The 22,893-nt window shown below is 62.4% G+C and carries 26 protein-coding genes and 1 pseudogene; 13 read left to right on the top strand and 14 right to left on the bottom strand.

Annotation, left to right across the window (positions count from 1 at the left end; all coding sequences use genetic code 11):
* Positions 1-67: 67 nt before the first annotated feature.
* The gene (locus CKW22_RS27815; RefSeq protein ID WP_256577296.1) at positions 68-202 is read left to right on the top strand and encodes a hypothetical protein; all 135 of its coding nucleotides are present in this window, start codon (positions 68-70) and stop codon (positions 200-202) included.
* Positions 203-274: 72 nt separating this feature from the next.
* Positions 275-892, top strand: coding sequence for a hypothetical protein (locus tag CKW22_RS12155; RefSeq protein ID WP_047582630.1), 618 nt, complete (start codon positions 275-277; stop codon positions 890-892).
* On the opposite strand, the gene CKW22_RS12150 is transcribed toward CKW22_RS12155, so the two are convergent.
* On the bottom strand, positions 877-1,827 hold the full coding sequence (locus CKW22_RS12150; RefSeq protein ID WP_047582628.1) for a MerR family transcriptional regulator: 951 nt from the start codon (positions 1,825-1,827) through the stop codon (positions 877-879). The two genes, CKW22_RS12155 and CKW22_RS12150, sit on opposite strands and share 16 nt — an antisense overlap.
* A 219-nt stretch (positions 1,828-2,046) precedes the next feature.
* Here CKW22_RS12150 and CKW22_RS12145 point away from each other — a divergent pair, with 219 nt between their 5' ends.
* From CKW22_RS12145 to CKW22_RS12130, 4 genes are read left to right on the top strand one after another with little or no spacing between them, the layout of a single operon-like run.
* On the top strand, positions 2,047-2,607 hold the full coding sequence (locus tag CKW22_RS12145) for an antibiotic biosynthesis monooxygenase (protein ID WP_047582626.1): 561 nt from the start codon (positions 2,047-2,049) through the stop codon (positions 2,605-2,607).
* Between the two features lie 32 nt (positions 2,608-2,639).
* Complete coding sequence (folM, locus tag CKW22_RS12140; protein WP_050506172.1) at positions 2,640-3,386, top strand: dihydromonapterin reductase; 747 nt, start codon at positions 2,640-2,642, stop codon at positions 3,384-3,386.
* 9 nt (positions 3,387-3,395) lie between these two features.
* Positions 3,396-3,692: a DUF1244 domain-containing protein gene (locus tag CKW22_RS12135; RefSeq protein ID WP_033702921.1), complete on the top strand. Its 297-nt coding sequence runs from the start codon at positions 3,396-3,398 to the stop codon at positions 3,690-3,692.
* Positions 3,685-4,026 (top strand): HopJ type III effector protein, encoded by a 342-nt coding sequence (locus CKW22_RS12130; protein WP_033702922.1) that lies wholly within the window; start codon positions 3,685-3,687, stop codon positions 4,024-4,026. The genes CKW22_RS12135 and CKW22_RS12130 overlap by 8 nt, the downstream gene beginning before the upstream one ends.
* Before the next feature lie 70 nt (positions 4,027-4,096).
* Here CKW22_RS12130 and CKW22_RS12125 read toward each other — a convergent pair whose 3' ends face one another.
* From CKW22_RS12125 to CKW22_RS27470, 6 genes are all read right to left on the bottom strand, one after another.
* Positions 4,097-5,005 (bottom strand): alpha/beta fold hydrolase, encoded by a 909-nt coding sequence (locus CKW22_RS12125; RefSeq protein WP_033702923.1) that lies wholly within the window; start codon positions 5,003-5,005, stop codon positions 4,097-4,099.
* A gap of 180 nt (positions 5,006-5,185) precedes the next feature.
* A complete protein-coding gene (gene fabV / locus CKW22_RS12120; RefSeq protein WP_047582624.1) occupies positions 5,186-6,397 on the bottom strand; it encodes an enoyl-ACP reductase FabV in 1,212 nt (403 codons plus the stop codon).
* Positions 6,398-6,661: 264 nt separating this feature from the next.
* Positions 6,662-6,946, bottom strand: coding sequence for a helix-turn-helix domain-containing protein (locus CKW22_RS12115; RefSeq protein WP_033702926.1), 285 nt, complete (start codon positions 6,944-6,946; stop codon positions 6,662-6,664).
* 199 nt (positions 6,947-7,145) lie between these two features.
* The gene (locus tag CKW22_RS12110; protein WP_095064174.1) at positions 7,146-7,685 is read right to left on the bottom strand and encodes a cytochrome b/b6 domain-containing protein; all 540 of its coding nucleotides are present in this window, start codon (positions 7,683-7,685) and stop codon (positions 7,146-7,148) included.
* Positions 7,682-7,948: a PepSY domain-containing protein gene (locus tag CKW22_RS12105; protein WP_047582639.1), complete on the bottom strand. Its 267-nt coding sequence runs from the start codon at positions 7,946-7,948 to the stop codon at positions 7,682-7,684. Before CKW22_RS12105 ends, CKW22_RS12110 begins: the two co-directional genes overlap by 4 nt.
* Before the next feature lie 45 nt (positions 7,949-7,993).
* Positions 7,994-8,167 carry a hypothetical protein gene (locus CKW22_RS27470; RefSeq protein WP_156311114.1) on the bottom strand — a complete coding sequence of 58 codons (174 nt, stop codon included), beginning with the start codon at positions 8,165-8,167 and terminating at the stop codon, positions 7,994-7,996.
* Here CKW22_RS27470 and CKW22_RS12100 point away from each other — a divergent pair.
* A complete protein-coding gene (locus tag CKW22_RS12100; RefSeq protein WP_033702929.1) occupies positions 8,151-9,329 on the top strand; it encodes an acetyl-CoA C-acetyltransferase in 1,179 nt (392 codons plus the stop codon). The genes CKW22_RS27470 and CKW22_RS12100 overlap by 17 nt on opposite strands.
* 67 nt (positions 9,330-9,396) lie before the next feature.
* On the opposite strand, the gene CKW22_RS12095 is transcribed toward CKW22_RS12100, so the two are convergent.
* Both CKW22_RS12095 and CKW22_RS12090 read right to left on the bottom strand, forming a co-directional pair.
* Positions 9,397-10,116 carry an SDR family oxidoreductase gene (locus CKW22_RS12095; RefSeq protein WP_095064173.1) on the bottom strand — a complete coding sequence of 240 codons (720 nt, stop codon included), beginning with the start codon at positions 10,114-10,116 and terminating at the stop codon, positions 9,397-9,399.
* Between the two features lie 72 nt (positions 10,117-10,188).
* Positions 10,189-11,325: pseudogene (locus tag CKW22_RS12090) on the bottom strand (5-methyltetrahydropteroyltriglutamate--homocysteine S-methyltransferase); the annotation flags it as partial.
* 214 nt (positions 11,326-11,539) lie between these two features.
* Between CKW22_RS12090 and CKW22_RS12085 the strand changes: the two are divergent.
* Positions 11,540-13,027, top strand: coding sequence for a methylenetetrahydrofolate reductase C-terminal domain-containing protein (locus CKW22_RS12085; RefSeq protein ID WP_047582615.1), 1,488 nt, complete (start codon positions 11,540-11,542; stop codon positions 13,025-13,027).
* On the opposite strand, the gene yjiA is transcribed toward CKW22_RS12085, so the two are convergent.
* From yjiA to CKW22_RS12070, 3 genes are all read right to left on the bottom strand, one after another.
* Positions 12,987-13,964: a GTPase gene (gene yjiA / locus CKW22_RS12080; protein ID WP_033702933.1), complete on the bottom strand. Its 978-nt coding sequence runs from the start codon at positions 13,962-13,964 to the stop codon at positions 12,987-12,989. The genes CKW22_RS12085 and yjiA overlap by 41 nt on opposite strands.
* A gap of 78 nt (positions 13,965-14,042) precedes the next feature.
* Positions 14,043-14,240: a YbdD/YjiX family protein gene (locus CKW22_RS12075; protein ID WP_027595234.1), complete on the bottom strand. Its 198-nt coding sequence runs from the start codon at positions 14,238-14,240 to the stop codon at positions 14,043-14,045.
* A 17-nt stretch (positions 14,241-14,257) separates the two neighbouring features.
* Positions 14,258-16,324, bottom strand: a complete 2,067-nt coding sequence (locus CKW22_RS12070; protein WP_033702935.1) for a carbon starvation CstA family protein — start codon at positions 16,322-16,324, stop codon at positions 14,258-14,260.
* A 360-nt stretch (positions 16,325-16,684) separates the two neighbouring features.
* Between CKW22_RS12070 and CKW22_RS12065 the strand changes: the two genes are divergently transcribed.
* From CKW22_RS12065 to CKW22_RS12055, 3 genes are all read left to right on the top strand, one after another.
* Positions 16,685-16,849 carry a lytic polysaccharide monooxygenase gene (locus CKW22_RS12065; protein WP_095064172.1) on the top strand — a complete coding sequence of 55 codons (165 nt, stop codon included), beginning with the start codon at positions 16,685-16,687 and terminating at the stop codon, positions 16,847-16,849.
* A 103-nt stretch (positions 16,850-16,952) separates the two neighbouring features.
* Positions 16,953-17,318, top strand: coding sequence for a PilZ domain-containing protein (locus tag CKW22_RS12060; protein ID WP_033702937.1), 366 nt, complete (start codon positions 16,953-16,955; stop codon positions 17,316-17,318).
* A gap of 265 nt (positions 17,319-17,583) precedes the next feature.
* Complete coding sequence (locus CKW22_RS12055) at positions 17,584-19,101, top strand: nucleobase:cation symporter-2 family protein (RefSeq protein ID WP_095064171.1); 1,518 nt, start codon at positions 17,584-17,586, stop codon at positions 19,099-19,101.
* A 79-nt stretch (positions 19,102-19,180) separates the two neighbouring features.
* On the opposite strand, the gene radA is transcribed toward CKW22_RS12055, so the two are convergent.
* Complete coding sequence (gene radA, locus CKW22_RS12050; protein ID WP_033702939.1) at positions 19,181-20,551, bottom strand: DNA repair protein RadA; 1,371 nt, start codon at positions 20,549-20,551, stop codon at positions 19,181-19,183.
* A gap of 177 nt (positions 20,552-20,728) precedes the next feature.
* Between radA and mscL the strand changes: the two genes are divergently transcribed.
* The gene (gene mscL, locus CKW22_RS12045; protein ID WP_033702940.1) at positions 20,729-21,148 is read left to right on the top strand and encodes a large-conductance mechanosensitive channel protein MscL; all 420 of its coding nucleotides are present in this window, start codon (positions 20,729-20,731) and stop codon (positions 21,146-21,148) included.
* Positions 21,149-21,178: 30 nt separating this feature from the next.
* On the opposite strand, the gene CKW22_RS12040 is transcribed toward mscL, so the two are convergent.
* Positions 21,179-21,955 carry a ferredoxin--NADP reductase gene (locus tag CKW22_RS12040; RefSeq protein WP_033703015.1) on the bottom strand — a complete coding sequence of 259 codons (777 nt, stop codon included), beginning with the start codon at positions 21,953-21,955 and terminating at the stop codon, positions 21,179-21,181.
* A gap of 217 nt (positions 21,956-22,172) precedes the next feature.
* Between CKW22_RS12040 and CKW22_RS12035 the strand changes: the two genes are divergently transcribed.
* Positions 22,173-22,880, top strand: coding sequence for an autoinducer binding domain-containing protein (locus CKW22_RS12035; RefSeq protein WP_033702941.1), 708 nt, complete (start codon positions 22,173-22,175; stop codon positions 22,878-22,880).
* Positions 22,881-22,893: the final 13 nt, after the last annotated feature.

The raw sequence follows: 22,893 nt of genomic DNA, 5'->3' as shown, positions 1-22,893 counted from the left end.
TTCAACGCTGGCAAAAGGCCGCCTCGACCCAACTACCAGCCCCCTTTTCTCGCCCAATGGCCCGGACATGATCAACGCGCAACTGCTGCAATCGATGGTCGATGCGTCCAACGACGGCATCGTGGTCGCCGAAAAGGAAGGTCAGCCGCCAGGTCGAACTGGAGCGCGAACTGGCAGAAATGTACGCTCGTCAGAAATCTGACCTACGCTCCTGAACCAAGCGCGCCTCGCACGGTCAATCCCGTTGAAGAAATCGCCACCGCCGAGTTCGATCATGCAAGCAGATGCGCTCCTGACCCAGGACGAGCTGGATTTCATACAGAACATGCAGCACTCGCCCCAGTTCAACCTGGCTGACACGATGTCCAGCCTGCTGGTCAATGGCGACCGCCGGATTCAGACCTTGCTCACCCGCCTGGTGGCCAACGAGCAGGTGACCTTGCAGGCGCAGTTCAACAACCAGCAGATCAGCTTTCCGCTGCAACTGGTGGAAGACGAGTTCCATGCCCTGCACCTGCAGTTAGGCTCCCCGGAAATCTACGAAGACGGCCCGATGCTGCGCCCATGGCGCTTGTCCATGGACCAGCCAAGCGCCCTGCTCGATGCACATGATCAGCAAAGCGGCCTGTGGGTTCGCGAGATCTCGTTCAAGGGCGCTTTGCTGGAGGTCCGCGACCTGGCACAAGCCCCTGCGCGCTTCGAATTGTGCTTTGCACCTGCCGGCATTGCCCCTATCGAGCTGCACGGCGTGCTGCGTCGGCGCATTGGCCCCGACCTTGCGGCCTACGATTTGAGCTGCAGCCCCGCCGAAGAGATCGAGCGCCTGCGCGAATACATCCTGCAAGCCCATCGCCAGGCTCACCCGGAGCTGCACAGTCACGTATCGAGCTGACCCCCCAGAAACTGCCGCAGCCGTTGGCGCATCACGCTGCCTTGTGCCCCCAGGCACGCTACCGGGCTGCCTGCCAGGCTGTCCTGGGCGAGCTCGGCCACTTTACCGGCCAGCAGCAACGGGCACTCAAGGCCCACCACCAGGCGCCCAAGGCGCTTGCTCAACTCGGCGGTCGGCGCCTGGTTGGAAAACAGCACCAAGGCATCAGGCCTGAGCCGCTCGCAAATCAGCGTCAGCTCTTGCAAAGGCTGCCCTGGCGCCAACACACTTACCTCCACCTCATCGCACCCCAGCAACAAGGCCGTCACCAGCAATTCCAACTCGTGACAAGGCCCCGCCAATGGCGCCAGCAAGACGCTGCGGCTGCGCGGCATGCGCGATAGCTGCAAGCGCACGAATACGCGGCTGCGCATGAACTGATCGAAGAACAGCCATTCACTGGCCTGGCCGAAGGCCCGCTGGCCGTAGCCGCTCTGGCCTGCCGCCAAATCGTGCCACACCGGCATGAAGATTTCGCCGAATACCTGATCCAGCGAATGGCTCGCGAACGCCTTGTCGAACAGACGGTGCAGGCGCGTGCCATCAAAGCGCAGAACCGCCTCGTGTATCTGCTGCCGCCATCTCAGCCGGGCACTTTGCTCATCGCCGTTATCCTCCACCAGCGCCTGGCTACGGACAAGGATGCTAGCCACCTTGCTCACTGCAACGCCGCGCTCCAGCCAGCCGAGGATGTTGCGGATATCATCGATATCGGCTTGGGAGTACAGGCGATGGCCACTGTCGGTACGGGTGGGCAGAATGAGCCCATAACGGCGCTCCCAGGCGCGCAGGGTCACTGGGTTTACGCCCGTCAGGCGGGAGACTTCACGAATCGGGAACAGCTCCTGGTGTTGCAGTCCCTCGTCGATCGGCGAGGTACGTCCCTGTTTGCTCATCTGCACTGAGTACCCGTGTGCGGAAGTTGAACGCGCATGTTACTACGAACAGCATAGTGCGCATGTTAACAACTGTTCGCCCCTTTGCTCTTGCGGTACGACGCCATATCGCGATAATTCGCGCCCGATTCTTGCATGCATGCCTGCGTCGCCCACCACCCCGGGCGACGCCGCCAAAGGGGCCAGCTACCCGCCAGCCCCGTCGCCAGGAGATACACGATGTCTACCCCACCCGTCACCTTGCTGGTGTCGCGCCGCGCCGCCAATGGCCGCTACCAGGCCCTGCTGGCTTGGCTCCACGAAGGCGAGCAACTGGCCACCGACTTCCCCGGCTACCTCGGTTCGGGCATCTTCGCGCCGCCTCGCGATAGCGATGAATTCCAGATCATCTTTCGCTTCAGTGACGAACCTACACTGCACGCCTGGGAACATTCCGCCTCGCGCCGGGCCTGGCTGCAACGTGGCAACGGGCTGTTCGAACGCCCCAAAGAAGCGCGCGTAAGCGGTCTCGATGACTGGTTTGGCACCAATAGAGTGCAAAAACCGCCACGCTGGAAGCAGGCAGTCGCTATCTGGCTAGCCTTTTTCCCAGTCTCGTTGCTGTTCAACCTGTTGTTCGGGCATTGGCTGGCAGGCATGGACCTGGTGCCGCGTGTGATGCTCAGTACCCTGGCCCTGACGCCTGTGATGGTGTACCTGTTCATCCCCCTCTCCACACGCCTGCTGGCGGGCTGGCTGCATGCCGCCCCAGCTACTGCTGCAGCCCTGCGCAGCCGCTGAGGGCTGGTCTACAAGAAGGAAACAGTTCGGGTATGCTGGGCGGCAACGAAAGGACAGACAAGTTGACCGCCCCGAACATGAACAGCCCAATTCTCGTTACCGGAGCCAGCCAGCGCGTCGGGTTGGCCCTGGCCCTCGAACTGGCGCAAGCCGGCCATACGGTGGTCAGTGCCAGCCGCAGCCTGCAGCCGCAATCCGCACACCCCAACATCGTGCAGTTCCAGGCCGACCTGTGCCAGGCTGCCGACCGCCAGGCGCTGATCGACTACCTGCAAGGCCACTACGACGGCTTGCGCGCGATCATCCACAACGCGTCCCTGTGGCTTGACGATGGCCTGGCCAACCTCGACACCATGTTCCGCCTGCACGTCGAAGCGCCGTACCACCTCAATCTGGCCCTCGGCGAGATGCTGGGCAAGGCAGGCAGCGTGGGCAAGGCCGACATCATCCACATTTGCGACGAAACCTCTTCGCGGGGCAGCAAGAGCCACATTGGCTACGCCGCCACCAAGGCCGCGCTGCAGAACATGGTGCTGTCGTTCGCCGAAAAGTACGCGCCCAAGGTGCACGTCAACGGTATCCTGCCCGGGCTGCTGATCCTCAAGGAAGGGGGTGACGAAGCCTACCGCCAGCAGACCCTGAAAAAGGCCCTGCTGGAATTCGAGCCCGGCGCCGGCCCGCTGATCGAGACGGTCAAATACCTGCTCGAAAGCCAGTACAGTACCGGTAGCCAGGTGGTCATCAACGGTGGCCGCCACCTGAAGAATCGCATGACCTGAGAGAAGCCCATGACCCCGCAACAACAGCTCGAACTCGAAGCCGCCGCGTTCCGGCGCCTGGTCGACCACCTGCAAAAACGCACCGACGTGCAGAACATCGACCTGATGAACCTGTCCGGCTTCTGCCGCAACTGCCTGTCCAAGTGGTACAAGGCCGCTGCCGACGAGCGCCAGGTCGATGTCAGCCTGGATGACGCCCGCGAAGCGGTGTACGGCATGCCCTACGCCGAGTGGAAAGCCCAATACCAGAAAGAAGCCAGCGCCGAACAACACGCGGCGTTCGAAAAAGGAAAACCTCGTGACTGATCTGAACACCCTGCGCGCCAGCCTGAAAAGCGGCGAACACGTCTTTGCCGATACCTTGGCGTTCATCGCCGCCCACTACAGCTATCAGCCACAGGCCTTCAACAACGGCGGCGTGGAAAATGCCGCCGGGCAGAACGAAGGCTCGTGCAAGACCCTGGGGCTGGCGCTGCTGGAGGGCTTGAGCGATGAAGAGGCCCTGTTGGCCTTTGGTGAGCATTATCGCGATGTGGTGGCCACGCCTGAGGGCAGCGACCATGGCAATATCCGTGCGCTGATCGCGCATGGCCTGGCTGGGGTGAAGTTCACCGGGCAGCCACTTTCGCGTAAGGCTTGAGCGTGCTGGGGCCGCTTTGCGGCCCTCTTCGCGACGCGAGGCCGCGCCTACAAACGTTACCCGATCCCTGTTATTTGATGACCGTCCCCGGCACCTCTTCGGGCAAGCCGCCCTGCTGCAACCACGCCAAGGCAATCGGCCACAGGCTGCCCCGAAAGCGGTCATGGAAAAACGCAAAATGGCCAATTTTCTCGACCGAGATATCCACAGGTGCAATACGCAGGTGCTGACGCTCAGCCCCCTGCAGGTACCCTAGCAATCGCTCTGTAGCCGCCACGGTGCCAAACGGGTCATCGGTCAGGCTGATTGCCAGCGTCGCCCCCCGCACCTGTGCAAACGGCACCCCCTGCAACCGGCGCCCGCTTGGCCGGTGCTCATAGCGTGGCGTACGGGTCGTCCAGTCGTGCACCACCCCGGCCGGCGTGTCTTCCATCCAGCCCAGGCGCTTGCCGGGGAAGTAGCCGAACGCACGGGTCAGCAAAGGCATCACCAGATGCCATTTACCGAACAGCCGCCAACGCTGATCAGCGGCGTAATCGCGCCAGTAGGCGAATTGCGCACCCACCATCACCACCCGCCTGACCTGCCCGGCAGACGGTGCCAACCCCACCGCGCAACCGCCGAAGCTATGCCCCACCACGTCCACCGGTTGCCCGGGAAACGCCTGCGCGGCGTGGGCCAGCATGGCTTCGAAGTCCAGCCGGCCCCAGTCGCTCCAGGACGCCTGGAAGCCACGCAGTGACGGCGGCCGTGATTCGCCGATGCCTCGGTAATCGTAGGTCAGCACATCGCAGCCATGGGCGAACAGGTAGTCGGCAAAGCGGGCGTAATAGCGGCAACGCACAGAGGTGGCGGCGTTGATGATCACCAGCGGGCGCAGGGGGTTGGGCTGGGCGTGGCGCCAGCAGAAGCCGCCGAGGCTGTAGCCGTCGGCTGCGGTGTGGCGAAAGGCGGTGGCCGGTTGGGTGAGGCTGCTCATGGCGCGCGTCCTGTTGTAGTGCGCCAACGCTAGCAAAAAAATCGGGGGCTGTACCGGCCTCTTCGCGGGGCAAGCCCGCTCCCACAGGATCCCCATTGAGCCAAAGCCTTGTGGAGCACCGGTGGGAGCGGGCTTGCCCGGCGAAGAGGGCGGTACAGCCCCCTCATGTTTCAGCCGTGCTTACAGCTCGATGCAGTCGAACTTCACATCGGTGGCCACGTCTTCGTCGTAGTTGACGTCAGCGCGCTCGAAGCCGAACAGGTTGAGGAACTGCTTCTTGTAACCGGCATAGTCGGTCAGCTCGAACAGGTTCTCGGTGGTGACTTGCGGCCACATGGCCTTGCAGGCGTCCTGCACGTCATCACGCAGCTCCCAGTCGTCCAGGCGCAGGCGGCTCTTCTCGTCGACTGCGGCCGGGGCACCGTCTGCACGGTACAGGCGATCACGGAACATGCGGTCCAGCTGGTCCTGGGTACCCTCGTGAACACCCTTCTCCTGCATGATCTTGAAGACCATCGACAGGTACAACGGCATCACCGGAATGGCCGAGCTGGCCTGGGTGACCACCGACTTCAGCACGGCCACATTGGCGCCGCCCTTGATTTCGCCGGCCAGTTTCTGGTCAAGGCGCAGCGCGGTTTCGTCCAGGTCCTGCTTGGCCTTGCCCAGGGCACCGTGCCAGTAGATCGGCCAGGTGATCTCGGTACCGATGTAGCTGAAGGCCACGGTGCGGGCGCCTTCGGACAGCACGTCGGCACCGGCCAGGGCATCGATCCACAGCTGCCAGTCCTGGCCACCCATGACGGTGACGGTGTCAGCGATTTCCTGCTCGGAAGCCGGCTCGATGCTGGCCTCGATGATGGTGTCCTTGTTGGTGTCGATGGCGGTCGACTTGTAAGGCTGGCCGATAGGCTTGAGCGCCGAGCGAATCACTTCACCGGTTTGCGGCAGCTTGCGCACGGGGGAGGCCAGGGAGTAGATGACCAGGTCGACCTTGCCACCCATTTCGTTCTTGATCAGCTCGATGACCTTGGCACGGGCCTCATCGGAGAACGCATCACCGTTGATCGACTTGCTGTACAGGCCTTCGGCCTTGGCAAACTTGTCGAAGGCGGCGGAGTTGTACCAGCCCGCAGTACCGGCCTTGGTCTCGGTACCTGCTTTTTCGAAGAACACGCCCAGGGTGTCGGCCTTGAAGCCGAACGCTGCGGTGATGCGGGCCGCCAGGCCGTAGCCGCTGGAAGCACCAATCACCAGGACCTTCTTCGGGCCATCCTCGCGCACGCCCAGCTTGCGGGTGGCTTCGATCTGGTCACGGACGTTGAGCTCGCAGCCCTTCGGATGGGTCGTGGTGCAGATGAAACCGCGGACCTTAGGATGAATGATGGCCAATGTCTGTACCTCGTCAGGTTTATGCCAGGGAAGCGCCGCCACGGGCGATTCCGATTGATCAGAGGGTGAGACTACCCCCGCCGGTTATCCGACACATATTACGGGGTGATTGGGGGTATACAAAACCCAGGTTGCCGCCGAGTACCGCTTTCAGCCACTGCAGAAACGGCTGCGCCAGTGGATCGTCCTGTTGCACTAACACGCAACGCGCCATGCCTGGCGCACAACTAAAAATGGCCAGCCCTATTGCTTTCAACCGCCTGGTCAGGCCGCCTTGTGCTTCACAGTGATATCAATTTCCAGATTTGCGCTGGCCAGCATGTTCACCAGAGCATCCAGGGAAAATTTGTCGATTTTCCCATTCAGCAGCTCGCTCAAACGCGGCTGTGTTACGTGCAGCTGACGTGCTGCATCTTTCTGTGGGAGGTCCCAAGACTTAACTGTCTTGGTAAGGATACGCATTAGCTTTGCGCGTACCCGAAGGTTCTCGGCGTCTTCTGGCGAGTCAACCAACGCGTCCCACACGGAGGTAGTGCGTTCGTTTGCCATTTTATATGTCCCTCTGTTACGGATTAGGTTGTTTCTTGCACAAAGCAATTCGTAAGTTTCACCGCCCAGCCTACAGGCTCTACTGTGTGGGATTTTGAAGAGCGTCGGGGCATCGAGCGCCATTGCGGCAGGGGGTGACGGCATCTATTGCGCGACCCATCAGTGCCCGGCGGTGTAGGTGGCCGCGAGCGTAAAACGCTCACTGATCTTCCGGTAATCGTCTCCGGCCGGTGATCATCGACAAGGGCAGGTTCTCGCCCAGGCGCAGGCTTTCGACGATGGCTGCCAATACATGCACGCAGACCAACGCCAGCACCGCGTCGGCCAGAAAGCTGTGCAGGCTCATCGGCCAGTCGGCGCCCCACAGGGCGTCGACCTCTTGCGACGCCCAACCGGTCAGGCCCAGGCCCGCGATGCCGGTGAGCATCAGCAGCATCACCAGGGCGCCGATCGGCGAATGCCCCAGGCGATGGTAGGGCTGCCCGCTTATCAGCGCGCGGGCGTGGGCGGCCAGGCGTGCCGGGGTCGGCCAGAAGTCGGCCCAGCGCGCGCTTTGCGGCCCGACGAAGCCCCAGACCAGGCGCAACATCACGCACGCCAACCCGTAATAGCCCAGCCACTGGTGCCAGTCGTCGCCCTCTTCATTGAAAAAATAATCCGCGAAGTACACCGTGGCCAACGACAGGTGGCACAGCCGCAGGAGCGGGTCCCACAGCTGTACCGTGCGGCGGGCCTTCAATCGTGGTACTCGGTCTTGACCGCCTTGCCGCTGACCGGGTCATGGTAGATCTCGATCTTGCGGCCATCCTTGTCGAAACCATAGATTTCGTAGCAGTTGCCTTTAGTGACCTTGAACTTGCTGATCTTGTAGCCCTGATCCTTGAGCTGGGCCTGGAACTTGCCCGGGTCTTGCCAGGTGCTTTTGTCTGCAGTGGTGCACTGGGTGGCGGCGAATGCTGTGCTGCTGCCGATCAGGAGGGTAAGAGCGATCAAGATGCGCATGGCCATGAGCTCCGTTGCGTTGAGTGAAACAGCACGACATCCAGCTTAGACCAGGGTCAGCGCCTTGCCTGCTGGGCCGGCATCATTCATTTGCTTTCCAGAACAATCACAAAGAAAAACAAACTTAACAAATGAACCAAACCCGCCGATGCTGACAACATCCTGCCCTCGCGGCGCCCACCCTTGCACGGAGAACAACAACATGAACGACGTGGTCATCGTCGCCGCCACCCGTACCGCCATCGGCAGCTTCCAGGGCGCCTTGGCCACAGTGCCCGCCGTCGACCTCGGCGCAGCCGTGATCAAGCGCCTGCTGGAACAGACCCAACTGGACCCTGCCCTGGTCGACGAAGTGATCCTCGGCCAGGTACTCACCGCCGGCGCCGGCCAGAACCCAGCCCGCCAGGCCGCGATCAAGGCCGGCCTGCCCTACAGCGTGCCCGCGCTGACGCTCAACAAGGTCTGCGGCTCGGGCCTCAAGGCCCTGCACCTGGCAGCCCAGGCTATTCGTTGCGGTGACGCCGAGGTGGTGATTGCCGGCGGCCAGGAAAACATGAGCCTGGCCCCCTACGTCATGCCTTCGGCCCGCACCGGCCAGCGCATGGGCCACGGTCAACTGGTCGACAGCATGATCACCGACGGCCTGTGGGACGCCTTCAACGACTACCACATGGGCATTACCGCCGAGAACCTGGTGGACAAGTACGGCCTCAGCCGTGAACAACAGGACGCCTTCGCCGCCGAGTCCCAGCGCAAGGCCGTGGCCGCGATCGAGGCCGGCCGATTCAGGGACGAGATCACGCCGATCGTGATGCCGCAGAAAAAGGGCGAGCCCACGGTCTTCGAGCGCGACGAACAACCCCGCCCAGGTACCACTGCCGAGTCTCTGGGCAAGTTGCGCGCAGCCTTCAAGAAAGAGGGCAGCGTGACGGCCGGCAATGCTTCCAGCCTCAATGATGGCGCCGCTGCCGTATTGCTGATGAGTGCCGCCAAGGCCAAGGCCCTGGGCTTGCCGGTGCTGGCGAAGATCGCGGCCTATGCCAGCGCGGGCGTGGATCCGGCGATCATGGGTATTGGCCCGGTTTCGGCTACCCAACGCTGCCTGGACAAGGCGGGCTGGCAGCTGGCGGACCTGGACCTGATCGAAGCCAACGAGGCCTTTGCCGCACAGGCGTTGGCGGTGGGCAAGGCCCTGGAATGGGATGCGGCGCGGGTCAATGTGAATGGCGGGGCGATTGCCCTGGGCCACCCGATCGGTGCGTCGGGGTGCCGGGTGCTGGTGACCCTGTTGCACGAGATGATCAAGCGAGATGCCAAGAAAGGGCTCGCCACGTTGTGCATTGGGGGTGGCCAGGGGGTAGCGCTGGCGATCGAGCGTTGATCCGTCATTGATGCCTGCAGGCTCGGCCCCTTCGCGAACAAACCCGCGAAGAGGCCGGGCTGGTTACTCAGAAGCGCTCATCGGCAATCGCTGGCAGTGTCAGCTCACGCACATAACTGGCCGCCGACAGTTCCAGCATCGTGCGCACCACCAGCACCACATCGTGCAGCGGAATCAGCCCCCCTTCCCCGCGCGCCGCGGCTTCTGCCACTGGCACATCCAAGCCATCCTCGGTGTTCAGGTAGCCCAGGTTCAGGCACGTCACACCAAGCCCCTGCTCGCGATACCCTTCACGCAAGGCTTCGGCAATACCGCGCAGGGCGAACTTGGACGCGGCAAAGGTCACTTCAGGGCGCCCGCTTTGCGGCAGACCCGAGGTGGAACCGGTAAGCAGGATCCGTGGCTTTTCGCTTTCGAGCAGCATCGGCAGCAAGCGCTTGATCAGCAGGATGGTGGCCGTGATGTTGCAGTCGACCATGCCTTGCAGTTCGGCATCGCGGTCGGCAAGAAAGCTGTAGTGCTCGGCAAACGCCTCGGCTTCCCACAGCCCGAGGTTGTAGATGAGGGTATCCACGCCACCGCCCGCCAGCGCCTGGGCAATGGCCTCGACGGCGGCGGCCGGCTGAGCGAGGTCGGCCGCGATCCACTGCACCTCGACATCCTTGCTGGCCACCACCCGCTCGGGGCGCGAGCGGGACACGCCGATCAGCGTATCGCCCGGTTTGCCCAGCCCTTCCATGAAGGCCTTGCCCAGCCCCTTGCTGGCGCCAACTACCAGAACTCTCATCGCATCATTCCCTGTCGATTACCTTTCGAGCCGGCATTATAAGCACCCGTAGCGGCCCGATGATCAAGCCGTGGCGCGCAACGCGCGGGCAGCCTCTGGCGCGTCGAGCGCTTTGCTCAGCGCGGCCACTTCCTGGCACTTCTGCACGGCGAAGGCCAACCCGCCTTTGCGCTCGGCGTCGAGCTGGTCTTCACAGGCCAGCCCCAATGGGTTGTGCAACAGCGAGCAGGACGGCGCGACCCACAGGCGGTCACCCAGGCGTTCGGCCGCGTGCTGCAACACAGCCAGGGCTTTTTCCAGGTCGCAGGCCGAGACACTAGAGCCGTCGACCAGGCCCAACGACAGGATCTTGTAAGCCGGCAGGCGGTCGAGCAGGGTCGGGTACTGGTCTGGCGCACGCACCAGGTCGATGTGCAGGCCATCGACGGGCAGGTTCGCCGCCAGGCCCAGGTTTTCTTCGAGGCCCCCAAAGTAGGTGGCGATCAGTTTCTTCAGCGGCGCACGTTGCAGGATGTTGTAAACGCGCTCGTAGGCGTTTTTCCAGTCTTGCGGCAAATCCAGCACCAGGATCGGCTCGTCGATCTGCACCCATTCAACGCCCTGTGCGGCCAGGCGGTTGAAGATTTCGTCGTACAGCGGCAACAACCGGTCGACCAGCTCCAACTTGTCGACGTCGGCGCCTTGGGCCTTGCCCAGCCACAGATAGGTCAGCGGGCCGATCAGCACGGGTTTGACCGCATGGCCCAGGGCCTTGGCTTCTTCGACCTCTTCGAACAGCTGCTCCCAGCTCAGGGCAAACTGTTGGTCGGCGGTGAATTCCGGTACCCGGTAGTGATAGTTGCTGTCGAACCAGCGGGCCATTTCCTGGGCGTGGGCACCGCCGCTGTCGCTGCGCTCGGTCGTGCCTCGCGCCATGGCGACCAAGGTTTGCAAAGTAGGCTTGGCACCATCGTGGCTGCGAAAGCGCTGCGGGACGACACCGAAGGTCAGCGAATGGGTCAGCACCTGGTCGTGCCAGGCGAAATCGCCCACCGGCAGCAGCTCGATGCCGGCGTCCTTTTGCACCTGCCAATGGCTGGCACGCAGCGCGCGGCCCACAGCGCGCAGGCCGGCTTCGTCGAGTTCACCTTGCAAGAAGGCTTCCTGGGCTTTTTTCAGATCGCGATCATGGCCGATGCGTTGAAAGCCCAGGGAATGTGCCAGTGCCATGTCTCGTGCCTCAGAATGTCTAAATGAATATGGGCATTTTCGGGACCAACGAGCGCTGAGACAAACTCATTTAATTTGATATGAAATCAAGATTTACTCATGTTGATGTGTCCACCTGCATGTCTCGTTCAGAGCAGCACCCTACGCATCCGGACATGACCCCATCGGCCCTTTGCCGCACAATGCCACCCTGCCCCAACCCGGTGCCCGATCCATGAGCCTGCTGAAAACGGCGCTGCACGAAAAAACCTTCGTCTGCGTCATGGAGTTCGTCCCCAAGCCCTCGGCGGAACGTTTCGCCGCCATGGAAGCGATCATGGCCCGTGCGCACCTGTGTGGCTGGCCGATGACCCTGGCCATCGGTGATCGCGTCGGCAGCCCACTGGACCTGTCGCCCCTGGACGCCCTCGCCAGCTTCAGCTCACCCGTGCCTGCCCTGCCGCACTTTTCTGGCAAGGACCGCGAACGGCACCACTTGCTGGCGCAACTGCAACGCATGGATGCCGACGGGCTTGACCAACTGCTGCTGCTCACTGGCGACCGCCTGCCTGGGCATCAACCCGCAGAGCGCCCGGTGCGCTACCTGGAATCGGTGGCCGCCCTGCAGCTCGCGCGCCAGGCTTGCCCACACTGGTTGCTCGGTGCCGCGCTCAACCCATTCAAGTACTGCGAGGAAGAAGGCGGCGCGCAGTACTTCAAGGCCGAGAAAAAACTGGCTGCGGGCGCCGACTTTCTGACCCTGCAACTGGGCTTCGATGCCAGCAAGCACCAGGAAGCCCAAACCTGGATGAACCGCCAGCCGCACCCGAAACCCTTGCTGGCCTGCCTGATGAGCCTTACCCATGGCCGCGCCGCAATGCTCGATCACGTGGCTGGCGTGACGGTCACGCCGTCCATGCGCGACATGCTCGAAGCGGAAGCAGCCGTGTCCAAGGCCCACGCCCAGGCGCGCAGCGTCGACCGGCTGGCGCTGCAGGTGATTGGTGTAAAACTGATGGGCTACGCCGGGGTGCACGTGTCGGGCATTCACGAACTCAAGCAGCTGTTGGCCCTGGAACAACGCATCGAACACTGGCAAGCGCAGATCCACTCACTGGAACAGTGGGCGCCAGCCTGGGCGGCCAGTTGGCAGGTGCCCGGCCTGCCTGCCGTGGTCTTTCATCCGCCGTCAGCGAGCTGGCGCCAGGGCGAGTCGAAGGTCAGCGCGTCGAACAAAGAGAAGGCGCGGTACCACCTGCTGCACGCGTCCCATGCCTTGCTGTTCAGCCGCAGCAACTGGCTGAGCCAGGCATTCGGCTGGGCCGTTCGCCAACCGTTGTGGGCAACAGCCCGCGGTGCGCGCGTGCTGCACGGGGTGGAGCGTGCGCTGAAGCGACCGCTGGTGGGCTGCGACACCTGCGGCCGCTGCCGCCTCGAAGACACCCTCTACATCTGCCCGGAAACCTGCCCCAAGGGCCTGGCCAACGGCCCCTGCGGCGGTACCTCGCTGAACCGCTGCGAATTCGGCGACCGCGAATGCATCCACAGCGTCAAGTACCGCACCGCCAAGGCTGCGCGGCAGACGGCTGTGCTCACCGAGCGGCTGATCCCGTGCATCGAAGTGCAAACCCGCCACCGCAGTTCATGGCCGGCCTGGTTCGCGGCCCAGGCACCTCACCGGCTCAAGCCCTGCTCAAAGCCTCGAACCCAGCCCGAATCGTAGCCTCGGGCAGGTCATCGGCAATGAACACCAGCACGCTTTCGCGGGCCTCGCCTGCTGCCCATTCGGCATCCCAGTCAAAGCCGTAGAGCTTGAGCACGCCCTGAAACACCAGGCGACGATCGTCCCCGGCAATGTTCAGCACGCCCTTGTAACGCAGCAATTGCTTGCCGTGGGTTTCCAGCAGCGCGTTCATGAAGTCGCTGAGGCGGTCGATGTCCAGCGGGGTGTCGGTGCGCAACACCAAGGTCGAGATACGGTCCGGGGTGGCCGGCTTGAGCACCGGGCGCAGGGCCGGCTTGAGGCTGGCGCCCAGGTCGCTATTGAGGTTGAAACCGCGCACATCGAGTAGTTCGGCCAGGTCGATGCGCCCCTGTTCGACCACACGAATGGCGGCACGGCCGTTGATGCGCGACAGGCGCTCGCGCAGGGCATCCACCGCCGCAGGTTCGACCAGGTCGGTCTTGCTCAGCAGCAGGCGGTCGGCAAACCCGACCTGGGCCTGGGCAATGGCCTGGGTCAGGTGCAGCTCGGCATGGGCGGCGTCGACCAGGGTGATGATGCCGTCGAGGATGTAGCGATCACGCAGGTCCTCGTCGATGAAAAAGGTCTGCGCAACCGGTGCAGGGTCGGCAAGCCCGGTGCATTCGATCACCAGGCGGTCGAAGGCGATCTCGCCGGCGTCCAGGCGCTCCAGCAGCAGGTACAGGGCGCGGGTGAGGTCGCCATGGATGCTGCAGCACACGCAGCCGTTGGCCAGGGTCATGACCTGCACCGGCTCGTCGCCCAGCAGCTGGCTGTCGATACCGGCCTCGCTGAACTCGTTCTCGATCACGGCGATCTTCAGGCCGTGCTCGGCCTTGAGCATGTGCTTGAGCAAGGTGGTCTTGCCGGCACCCAGAAAGCCGGTCAGTACGGTGACGGGAATAGGCGATTGCACGCAAAAAGCTCCTGAAGCTGAAAATGAATGTGGGAGCCCGGCTGCCCGGGCTCCCACAGGTTCACAGGTGTTGCAGGCTCAACAGCACTTGGGCCCGGACTTGCCACCGTAACGCGCTTCCTGGCGTTCACGGAAGAACGCCTCGTAGCTCATCACCGGTTTGTCCGGGTGCTTGTTCTGCATGTGTTCGACATAGTTGTCGTAGTCGGGCATGCCGACCATCAGGCGGGCTGCCTGCCCCAGGTACTTACCCAGTCGACCCAGGTCGTTGAACATAGCTGCAGTCCTCTCGTTTACGCGTCAGGCAGCGCCTGGAACGGGGTTTCCTTGTCGGTGCGTTCCTTGCGGCCCCAGGCGGCGTAGCCGACCTTGATGGCGAAGAACAGGATGCTGAACACCACCAGCAGGAACAGAATCGTCAGGCCCGCGTTGGTGTAGGCGTTGTAGATCACGTGCTGCATCTGCCCGATGTCCTTGGCCGGGGCCAGTACCTGGCCGGCGTCCAGCGCAGTGCTGTACTTCTTGGCCAGGGCCAGGAAGCCAACGGCCGGGTTCGGGTCGAACAGCTTGATCAGGCCTGCGGCAGTGGTACAGATCAGCAGCCACACGGCCGGCACCAGGGTGACCCAGATGTAGCGCTGACGCTTCATCTTGATCAGCACCACAGTACCGAGCATCAAGGCGATACCGGCCAGCATCTGGTTGGAGATGCCAAACAGCGGCCACAAGGTGTTGATGCCACCCAGCGGGTCGATCACGCCCTGGTACAGCAGATAACCCCACATTGCCACGCAGCCAGCGGTGGCGAGCAGGTTGGCACCCCACGATTCGGTGCGTTTGAGCGCCGGCACGAAGCTGCCCAGCAGGTCCTGCAGCATGAAGCGCCCGGCACGGGTACCAGCGTCCACGGCGGTGAGGATGAACAGGGCTTCGAACAGGATCGCGAAGTGGTACCAGAAGGCCATGGTGTTCTCACCCGGCAGCACCTGGTGAAGGATCTGCGCGATACCCACCGCCAACGTTGGCGCACCACCGGCACGGGCCAGCACGGTGTGCTCGCCAATGTCGCGGGCGACCGCTTCGAGCTGCTCAGGGGTGATCAGGAAGCCCCAACTGCTGACCGTCTGCGCCACCGTAGCAACGTCGGCGCCAACCACCGCAGCCGGGCTGTTCATGGCGAAGTACACGCCAGGCTCGATCACCGAGGCGGCGACCATGGCCATGATGGCGACGAACGACTCCATCAGCATGCCGCCGTAGCCGATGTAACGGGCGTTGGTTTCGTTATCCAGCAGCTTGGGCGTGGTGCCCGAGGAGATCAGCGCGTGGAAGCCCGATACCGCACCGCAGGCGATGGTGATGAACAGGAACGGGAACAATGTGCCCTTCCAGACCGGCCCAGTACCGTCGGTGAACTGGGTCAGGGCCGGCATTTTCAGCTCTGGCGCGATGATCAGGATACCGATGGCCAGGCCAACGATAGTGCCGATCTTGAGGAAGGTCGACAGGTAGTCACGCGGTGCCAGCACCAGCCATACCGGCAGTACGGCAGCGACGAAGCCATAACCCACCAGCATCCAGGTGATCTGCACGCCGGTGAAGGTGAACGCCGGGCCCCAGACCGGGTCCGCAGCGATCACGCCGCCCAGCCAGATCGACGCCAGCAGCAGCACCACGCCGACCACCGAAATCTCGCCGATGCGGCCCGGGCGGATATAGCGCATGTAAATGCCCATGAACATCGCGATCGGAATGGTCGCCATCACCGTGAACATGCCCCATGGGCTCTCGGCCAGGGCCTTGACCACGATCAGCGCCAGCACCGCGAGGATGATGATCATGATCAGGAAGCAACCGAACAGGGCGATGGTGCCCGGGATCCGGCCCATTTCCTCGCGCACCATGTCGCCCAGCGAGCGACCGTTGCGGCGGGTAGACATGAACAGGACCATGAAGTCCTGCACCGCACCGGCCAGCACAACGCCGGCGATCAGCCAGAGCGTGCCGGGCAGGTAGCCCATTTGCGCGGCAAGTACCGGGCCCACCAGTGGGCCGGCGCCGGCAATAGCGGCGAAGTGGTGGCCGAACAGGATGTGCTTGTTGGTCGGGACGTAGTCCAGGCCATCGTTGTTGAGCACCGCCGGGGTGGCTCGGCGCGGGTCGAGTTGCATCACCTTGGTGGCGATGAACAGGCTGTAGTAGCGGTAGGCGACCAGGTAGATGGCCACTGCCGCGACCACGATCCACAAGGCGTTGATCGCCTCGCCGCGACGCAGGGCGACAACACCCAGCGCGCAGGCTCCTATGACCGCCAACGCCAGCCACGGGATGTGGCGTAGCAGGCTGTTATTGTTGTTCATGGCATGCTTCCAGCTAAGTGGTTGGAATAGACAGCCCCTTGAGTCTAGGGCCTGCTTGACGGCTTTACCATCCCGATTTGGCGCTCAGCCACTGACCAGCACGCGCTCTAGCACGCTACTACCCGAACTACCCGCAGTCCGTGGCGACAACGTTACTTCGGCTGACCTGTCATTTCTGCCAGTTGTCCAGGGTGGCAACCGCGCATTAAATGATCAGGCAAACCAGTCGCCACGATATGACTCACGGTGCGCAAACGCTCGAACCGTGCGTCGATCAGTTGATAACCAGCAAGCAGGGACAGATGATGACTCAGGATAAGAGTAAATCCACGCGTGACTCAGGCTCAATCGAACCCACCCATGGCTCGATCTCAAAGCCCAAGTCCCGAGCGACCTTCGCTGAGGAAAGAGACGCTGAAGTTGCCTGAGCGCGACGGTTATCATGTGCTGCTTGGGGTATGGGAAATTGCCGAGATCGATAAAGCCTTCTATCAGGTGGTTGACCTGAATTTCGTCCCCAACTAAGGGCGGCACCAGGCGACGCCCGCAGACGGTATCTTGTCGCTCGCCATCAGGCAGAACAGGCCATGGCTGGTCTATAGTCAGAACATCTGACGAGGGGCCCGCCATGACCACTTCTTCCAACAATCGCCGACGCTTCCAGCGCATAGACTTCGACGCCCCCACCGAACTGCGCCAGGGTGACCGCCGCTGGCCGGTCAAACTGCTTGACCTGTCGCTCAAGGGCCTGCTGGTCGAGCGCCCCCAGCCGTGGAATGCCGACCTCTCACAGGACTTCGATGCGGTCATCCACCTTGACCCGCATACCCACGTGCGGATGCAGGTGGAGCTTCGTCATGAAGAAGCACAGCGCCTGGGCTTCGTCTGCCTCTACATCGACCTCGATTCGATGAGCCATTTGCACCGTCTTGTAGAACTGAACGTGGCCGACAGCACCGAAATGATGCGTGAGCTGCGAGAACTCATCGAATAATGGGATCTCTTAGCTAGCTAACATCCTTCCCACCTAGCGTTTCCTGTCTACCCAGACAGCTTTAAGCCTGGGTAGCAGCTCTTTGTACACACCCCTCTAATACAGCCTTTCATGACTTGGTACGCGTTCTGCATTGGGTTTCAGGCCACCCTGAAGCCGGGCTTGTTCGCGCTCCGATCAAAATATTGTATACAATTCTTGTAGCAATCAATTGTAGGAAGTGTCTACAGTAGCGGCACAACAATAAACGCAGAGAGCCTGCTCCATGACTACGTCCCCTAGCACGTCTCCCGCCAAGCGCCCCGAGGATGAAAACCTCGGCCTTGGGGCCAACCTGGCCTATGGTCTGCAGCATGTGTTGACCATGTATGGAGGGATCGTTGCGGTACCCCTGATCCTGGGGCAGGCCGCGGGCCTGAATGGTGCCGAAATCGGCATGCTGATCGCCGCGTCATTGTTTGCCGGTGGCCTGGCCACCTTGCTGCAGACGCTTGGCCTGCCATTCTTCGGTTGCCAGTTGCCGCTGGTGCAGGGCGTATCGTTCGCCGGCGTGGCAACCATGGGCGCCATTCTCAGCAGCGAAGGCGGTGGTGGCCTGCCGGGTGTGCTGGGTGCGGTCATGGCGGCTTCGTTCATCGGCTTCCTGATCACGCCGGTGTTCTCGCGCATCACCAAGTATTTCCCACCGCTGGTAACCGGCATCGTCATCACCACCATCGGTTTGACCCTAATGCCGGTGGCCGCACGCTGGGTGATGGGCGGCAACAGTGCTTCGCCGGAGTTCGGCAGCGTGGCCAACATCGGCCTGGCGGCACTGACCTTCGCCATCGTGCTGCTGCTGAGCAAACTGGGCAGCGCGACCATCTCGCGCCTGTCGATTCTCCTGGCCATGGTGTTTGGCACCCTGATCGCCTGGGCGCTGGGCATGACCGACTTCAGCAAGGTCACCCAAGGCCCGATGTTCGCCTTCCCCACGCCGTTCCATTTCGGCATGCCGGAATTCCACATCGCCGCGATCCTGTCGATGTGCATCGTGATCATGGTGACACTGGTGGAAACCTCGGCCGACATTCTCGCGGTGGGCGACATCATTGAAACCAAGGTCGACTCCAAGCGCCTGGGCAATGGCCTGCGTGCCGACATGGCGTCGAGCATCCTGGCACCGATCTTCGGCTCGTTCACCCAGAGCGCCTTCGCCCAGAACGTCGGCCTGGTGGCCGTGACCGGGGTCAAGAGCCGCTACGTGGTGGCCACCGGTGGCGTCATTCTGGTGGTGCTCGGCTTGCTGCCGGTCATGGGCCGGGTAATTGCCGCCGTGCCAACCCCGGTATTGGGCGGCGCGGGGATCGTGCTGTTCGGCACCGTGGCAGCCAGCGGTATCCGTACCCTGTCCAAGGTCAGCTACAAGAACAACGTCAACCTGATCATCGTCGCCGCTTCGCTGGGCTTCGGCATGATCCCGATTGCCGCACCGACCTTCTACCACCACTTCCCGAACTGGTTCGAGACCATCTTCCACTCGGGCATCAGCTCGGCGGCGATCATGGCGATTCTGCTGAACCTGATCTTCAACCACTTCACCACTGGCAACTCGGACCAGCAGTCGGTATTTGCCGCAGCCTACGAACGCACCATCCAGTATTCGGACATTTCTGCACTGCGCGATGGCGATTACTTCAAGGATGGCAAGCTGTTCGATGCCGAGGGTATTGAAGTGCCGATGCTGGAGCTGGACGAGCATGGCAAAGAGGCGCCCAGGCGCAGCCCGGTTGCCGAGCATTGACCGCTGATTGAGCGGTTAAGCAAGGGGAGCCGATGCGCATCGTCGGCTCCCCTTTTTGTTTGCCTTTACAGGCAATACATCACTCGAACAGGGCATCCAAAGCCTGTTCCAGCCGGGTCACGGCGATCACCTGCAACCCTGCCGGCGGCTCCTTGGGCGCATTGCCCTTGGGCACGATGGCCCGCTTGAAGCCATGCTTGGCCGCCTCTTTCAGCCGCTCTTGGCCACTGGGCACCGGCCGCACCTCGCCCGACAAGCCAATCTCGCCAAACACCAGCAACCCATGGGCCAACGGCCGGTTGCGCAGGCTGGACATCACCGCCGCCAACAAAGCCAGGTCAGAAGCCGTCTCCAGCACTTTCACACCGCCCACCACGTTGAGGAACACATCCTGGTCGTGGGTAGGAATGCCGCCATGGCGGTGCAGTACTGCCAGCAACATGGCCAGGCGGTTCTGGTCCAGGCCCAGGGTCACCCGGCGCGGGTTGGCCAGGTGGCTGTCATCGACCAGCGCCTGCACCTCGACCAGCATCGGCCGAGTGCCCTCCCAGGTGGCCATCACCACACTGCCCGGCACCTCTTCCTGGGTGCGATTGAGGAAGATCGCCGAAGGGTTCGAAACCTCCTTGAGGCCGCGGTCGGTCATGCCGAACACGCCCAGTTCGTTGACCGCACCAAAGCGGTTTTTCACCGCCCGCAGCAGGCGCAGGCGGCCATCGGACTCGCCCTCGAAATACAGCACGGTGTCGACCATGTGCTCCAGCACCCGCGGCCCGGCCAGCGAGCCTTCCTTGGTGACGTGGCCCACCAGGAAGATGGCCGTGCCGCTCTGCTTGGCGTAACGCACCAGCAACGCCGTGCTCTCGCGCACCTGGGCCACGCCACCGGGCGCTGATTGCAGCTGTTCGGTGAAAATGGTCTGGATCGAGTCGATGACCATGACTCGGGGCTTTTCCTGGCGAGCCGTGGCGATGATGGTCTCGATACAGGTTTCGGTCATCACCTTGAGCTGGTCCTGGGGCAGGCCCAGGCGGCGCGAGCGCATCGCCACCTGCTGTTGCGACTCTTCGCCGGTGACATACAGCGCAGGCATGTGCACGGCAATGTTGCACAGGGTCTGCAACAGAATGGTCGACTTGCCGATACCCGGGTCACCGCCGATCAGCACCACCGAGCCATCGACCAAACCGCCACCCAGCACGCGGTCCAGTTCGCTGCTGCTGGTGGTGAAGCGCGGGATCTCTTCCACGCTGACTTCGGCCAGGGTCTTGATCTGCGCCTGTTGCCCGGTCCAGCCGGCACGGCCACTGCTGGGTGCCGCCGCCCCGCCGCTCTCGATCATGGTTTCGACCAGGGTGTTCCAGGCCCCGCATTCGCCGCACTGGCCGGCCCATTTGGGGAAGGTCGCGCCGCATTCGGTGCAGCCATACAAGCGCTTGGCCTTGGCCATGGGCGGTTTCTCCTGGAAAAAACCGCCATGATAGCCGAGCGAGACGTGTCTCGAACGCTTCGGCGTGCGACAAAACTATTCGTTCTAACCGCAGTCACTACCCCTGAACACAACGCATGAAGCGTTTTAGTGGCTTACACTGCGTTAACCTCACCATTTGTTACAAAGGAATCGAACATGGGCATGATCAGTGAGTTCAAGGCCTTCGCGGTCAAAGGCAACGTCGTCGACATGGCGGTCGGTATCATCATCGGCGCGGCCTTCGGCAAGATCGTCTCGTCCTTCGTGGGTGACGTAGTCATGCCACCACTGGGCCTGTTGATCGGTGGCGTGGACTTCAGCGACCTGGCCATTACCTTGAAGGCTGCAGAAGGCGACGTTCCGGCAGTAATGCTGGCCTACGGCAAGTTCATCCAGACCGTGATCGACTTCTTGATCGTTGCGTTCGCCATCTTCATGGGCGTGAAGGCGATCAACCGCCTGAAGCGCGAAGAGGCCGTGGCACCGAGCGCGCCACCCGTGCCAAGTGCCGAAGAGACGTTGCTGACCGAAATCCGCGACCTGCTCAAGACGCAGAACCAGAACCGCCTGCCTTGAAGGTGCCGGGGCCGCGTTGCGGCCCCCGTGTCACCAGTAGTTTTCTACCGCCACCTGCCCTGGCCGCTTGCTCAGGCTCAACTGCAGATCACGCGCCTTGAGCACCTTGCGCGTTTCATCGATCATCTCCGGGTTGCCGCAGAGCATCACGCGTGAATGCTCGGGCGACAGCGCAAGCCCCGCCGCCTTCTCCAGCTCACCGTTCTCGATCAACGTGGTAATGCGTGCATTCAACGCGCCCGGATGCTGCTCACGGGTCACTATCGGGATGAACTGCAATTTGCCGGCGTGCTCTGCCAGGTAGTCGCGCTGCTCCAACTCGGCGATTTCCTTCACGTAGGCCAGCTCCTTCGCTTCGCGCACCGAGTACACCAGCTTGATGCTGTCGAAACGCTCCCAGGCCTCGAAGTCCTGGAGGATGGACATGAACGGTGCAATGCCGGTGCCGGTGGCCAGCAACCACAGGTCGCGGCCGCCAATGAAGCGATCAAGTGTCAAAAAGCCAAAGGCCTGCCGGTCGATCAGCAGGCTGTCACCCTCGCCCAGCCGGCTCAGCTCGCTGGTGAACTCCCCGCCGGGCACCACGATCGAGAAGAAGTCGAGGTACTCGTCATGGGGCGCGCTGACCATGGAATAGGCGCGCCACACCACACTGCCATCGGCCTTGGTCACCCCGAGACGAGCAAACTGGCCGGCCCGGAAGCGAAAGCCCGAATCGCGTGTTACCCGCAGGCTGAAGAGGTTCGGCGTCAGTGGCTGAACATCGAGCAGGGTCTGGCGGGTGAACTTTTCGGCGCTGGCAGTCATATCGGGCTCCAAGGTTGACGTGCGCACAGTGTCGCGCAAAGCGGCCTGGATAAAAACCACCCGTTTGTAAGGCCTCACCACCTCGATGCTGCCGATGTCGCAGACAAACATGATCGCTATAACAAAAAATTCCCAACGCTTTGGTAGGTTTTTCCTACAATGATGCGGGTATGCAAACGGATTGGATCCTGTTGCCCCATCCATAGGAGCGTTACGGATGCCTCACTGGAAACCCGAGCATCTCCATCAATTTGTCAGCGAGCGGTGCCCGCGCAAGTTGTTCAACATCGCTGTGCATCTGGTGCAAGACTTGGGTATGGAACACTTGGGGCTGAACATTCGCATCCAGATTGCCACGCAGACACCCCGGCTTTACCTCTACAGCAATTACCCAAGCGAATGGATCGAGCGCTATCAGCGCGATGATTTCTACAAGCAAGACCCGGCCGCACGCTTGAGCCATGGCCAGACCACACCTGTATTGTGGACCGACGAACTGTATTGCGAGGCCCCGCAATTTCGCGAGGCTGCCTGCCAGCACGGGCTGCGTCATGGTTGGACACAGTCGCTGCACGACCTGCAGCACAATGAAAGCCAAGTCAGCGTCGCCAGGCCAGCAGGCCAGATTGCAATCAACGAACTCTACGAAAAAGCCGCCAGCGTGCAGTGGCTGTGCCACACCCTGCACTCGGTACTGTGCGAGCACCACCTGGACGCGCTCTGCCCGCCTCAGCCGAAAATGAGCGAGCGGGAGCTGGAAGTGCTGAGGTGGTCAGCTGCAGGCAAGACCGCCGCCGACGTTGCCTCCATCCTGTCGCTGTCACAAAGTACGGTCAACTTCCATATCCGCAGCGTGATCACCAAAACCAACGCCTCCAACAAGGCAGGCGCCATCGCCATAGCCGCCCTGCGTGGGTGGATCTGATAGCCACCCCTGC

Source organism: Pseudomonas sp. Irchel s3f19 (assembly GCF_900187555.1).
In the GTDB taxonomy this organism is placed as follows: domain Bacteria; phylum Pseudomonadota; class Gammaproteobacteria; order Pseudomonadales; family Pseudomonadaceae; genus Aquipseudomonas; species Aquipseudomonas capeferrum.
This window is presented reverse-complemented; position numbering and strand designations above follow the sequence as displayed.

What these genes read in the sequence shown, in the direction of transcription:
- CKW22_RS12035 (WP_033702941.1), top strand. Translation starts at nt 22,173, where the DNA reads ATGCCTCACTGGAAACCCGAGCATCTCCATCAATTTGTCAGCGAGCGG.
- CKW22_RS12145 (WP_047582626.1), top strand. Translation starts at nt 2,047, where the DNA reads ATGTCTACCCCACCCGTCACCTTGCTGGTGTCGCGCCGCGCCGCCAAT.
- mscL (WP_033702940.1), top strand. Translation starts at nt 20,729, where the DNA reads ATGGGCATGATCAGTGAGTTCAAGGCCTTCGCGGTCAAAGGCAACGTC.
- CKW22_RS12125 (WP_033702923.1), bottom strand. Translation starts at nt 5,005, where the DNA reads ATGAGCAGCCTCACCCAACCGGCCACCGCCTTTCGCCACACCGCAGCC.
- CKW22_RS12155 (WP_047582630.1), top strand. Translation starts at nt 275, where the DNA reads ATGCAAGCAGATGCGCTCCTGACCCAGGACGAGCTGGATTTCATACAG.
- CKW22_RS12070 (WP_033702935.1), bottom strand. Translation starts at nt 16,324, where the DNA reads ATGAACAACAATAACAGCCTGCTACGCCACATCCCGTGGCTGGCGTTG.
- radA (WP_033702939.1), bottom strand. Translation starts at nt 20,551, where the DNA reads ATGGCCAAGGCCAAGCGCTTGTATGGCTGCACCGAATGCGGCGCGACC.
- CKW22_RS12065 (WP_095064172.1), top strand. Translation starts at nt 16,685, where the DNA reads ATGGCTCGATCTCAAAGCCCAAGTCCCGAGCGACCTTCGCTGAGGAAA.
- CKW22_RS27470 (WP_156311114.1), bottom strand. Translation starts at nt 8,167, where the DNA reads ATGACCACGTCGTTCATGTTGTTGTTCTCCGTGCAAGGGTGGGCGCCG.
- CKW22_RS12060 (WP_033702937.1), top strand. Translation starts at nt 16,953, where the DNA reads ATGACCACTTCTTCCAACAATCGCCGACGCTTCCAGCGCATAGACTTC.
- folM (WP_050506172.1), top strand. Translation starts at nt 2,640, where the DNA reads ATGCTGGGCGGCAACGAAAGGACAGACAAGTTGACCGCCCCGAACATG.
- CKW22_RS12095 (WP_095064173.1), bottom strand. Translation starts at nt 10,116, where the DNA reads ATGAGAGTTCTGGTAGTTGGCGCCAGCAAGGGGCTGGGCAAGGCCTTC.
- CKW22_RS12135 (WP_033702921.1), top strand. Translation starts at nt 3,396, where the DNA reads ATGACCCCGCAACAACAGCTCGAACTCGAAGCCGCCGCGTTCCGGCGC.
- CKW22_RS12085 (WP_047582615.1), top strand. Translation starts at nt 11,540, where the DNA reads ATGAGCCTGCTGAAAACGGCGCTGCACGAAAAAACCTTCGTCTGCGTC.
- CKW22_RS12055 (WP_095064171.1), top strand. Translation starts at nt 17,584, where the DNA reads ATGACTACGTCCCCTAGCACGTCTCCCGCCAAGCGCCCCGAGGATGAA.
- CKW22_RS12040 (WP_033703015.1), bottom strand. Translation starts at nt 21,955, where the DNA reads ATGACTGCCAGCGCCGAAAAGTTCACCCGCCAGACCCTGCTCGATGTT.
- CKW22_RS12115 (WP_033702926.1), bottom strand. Translation starts at nt 6,946, where the DNA reads ATGGCAAACGAACGCACTACCTCCGTGTGGGACGCGTTGGTTGACTCG.
- CKW22_RS12075 (WP_027595234.1), bottom strand. Translation starts at nt 14,240, where the DNA reads ATGTTCAACGACCTGGGTCGACTGGGTAAGTACCTGGGGCAGGCAGCC.
- CKW22_RS27815 (WP_256577296.1), top strand. Translation starts at nt 68, where the DNA reads ATGATCAACGCGCAACTGCTGCAATCGATGGTCGATGCGTCCAACGAC.
- CKW22_RS12105 (WP_047582639.1), bottom strand. Translation starts at nt 7,948, where the DNA reads ATGCGCATCTTGATCGCTCTTACCCTCCTGATCGGCAGCAGCACAGCA.
- CKW22_RS12150 (WP_047582628.1), bottom strand. Translation starts at nt 1,827, where the DNA reads ATGAGCAAACAGGGACGTACCTCGCCGATCGACGAGGGACTGCAACAC.
- CKW22_RS12100 (WP_033702929.1), top strand. Translation starts at nt 8,151, where the DNA reads ATGAACGACGTGGTCATCGTCGCCGCCACCCGTACCGCCATCGGCAGC.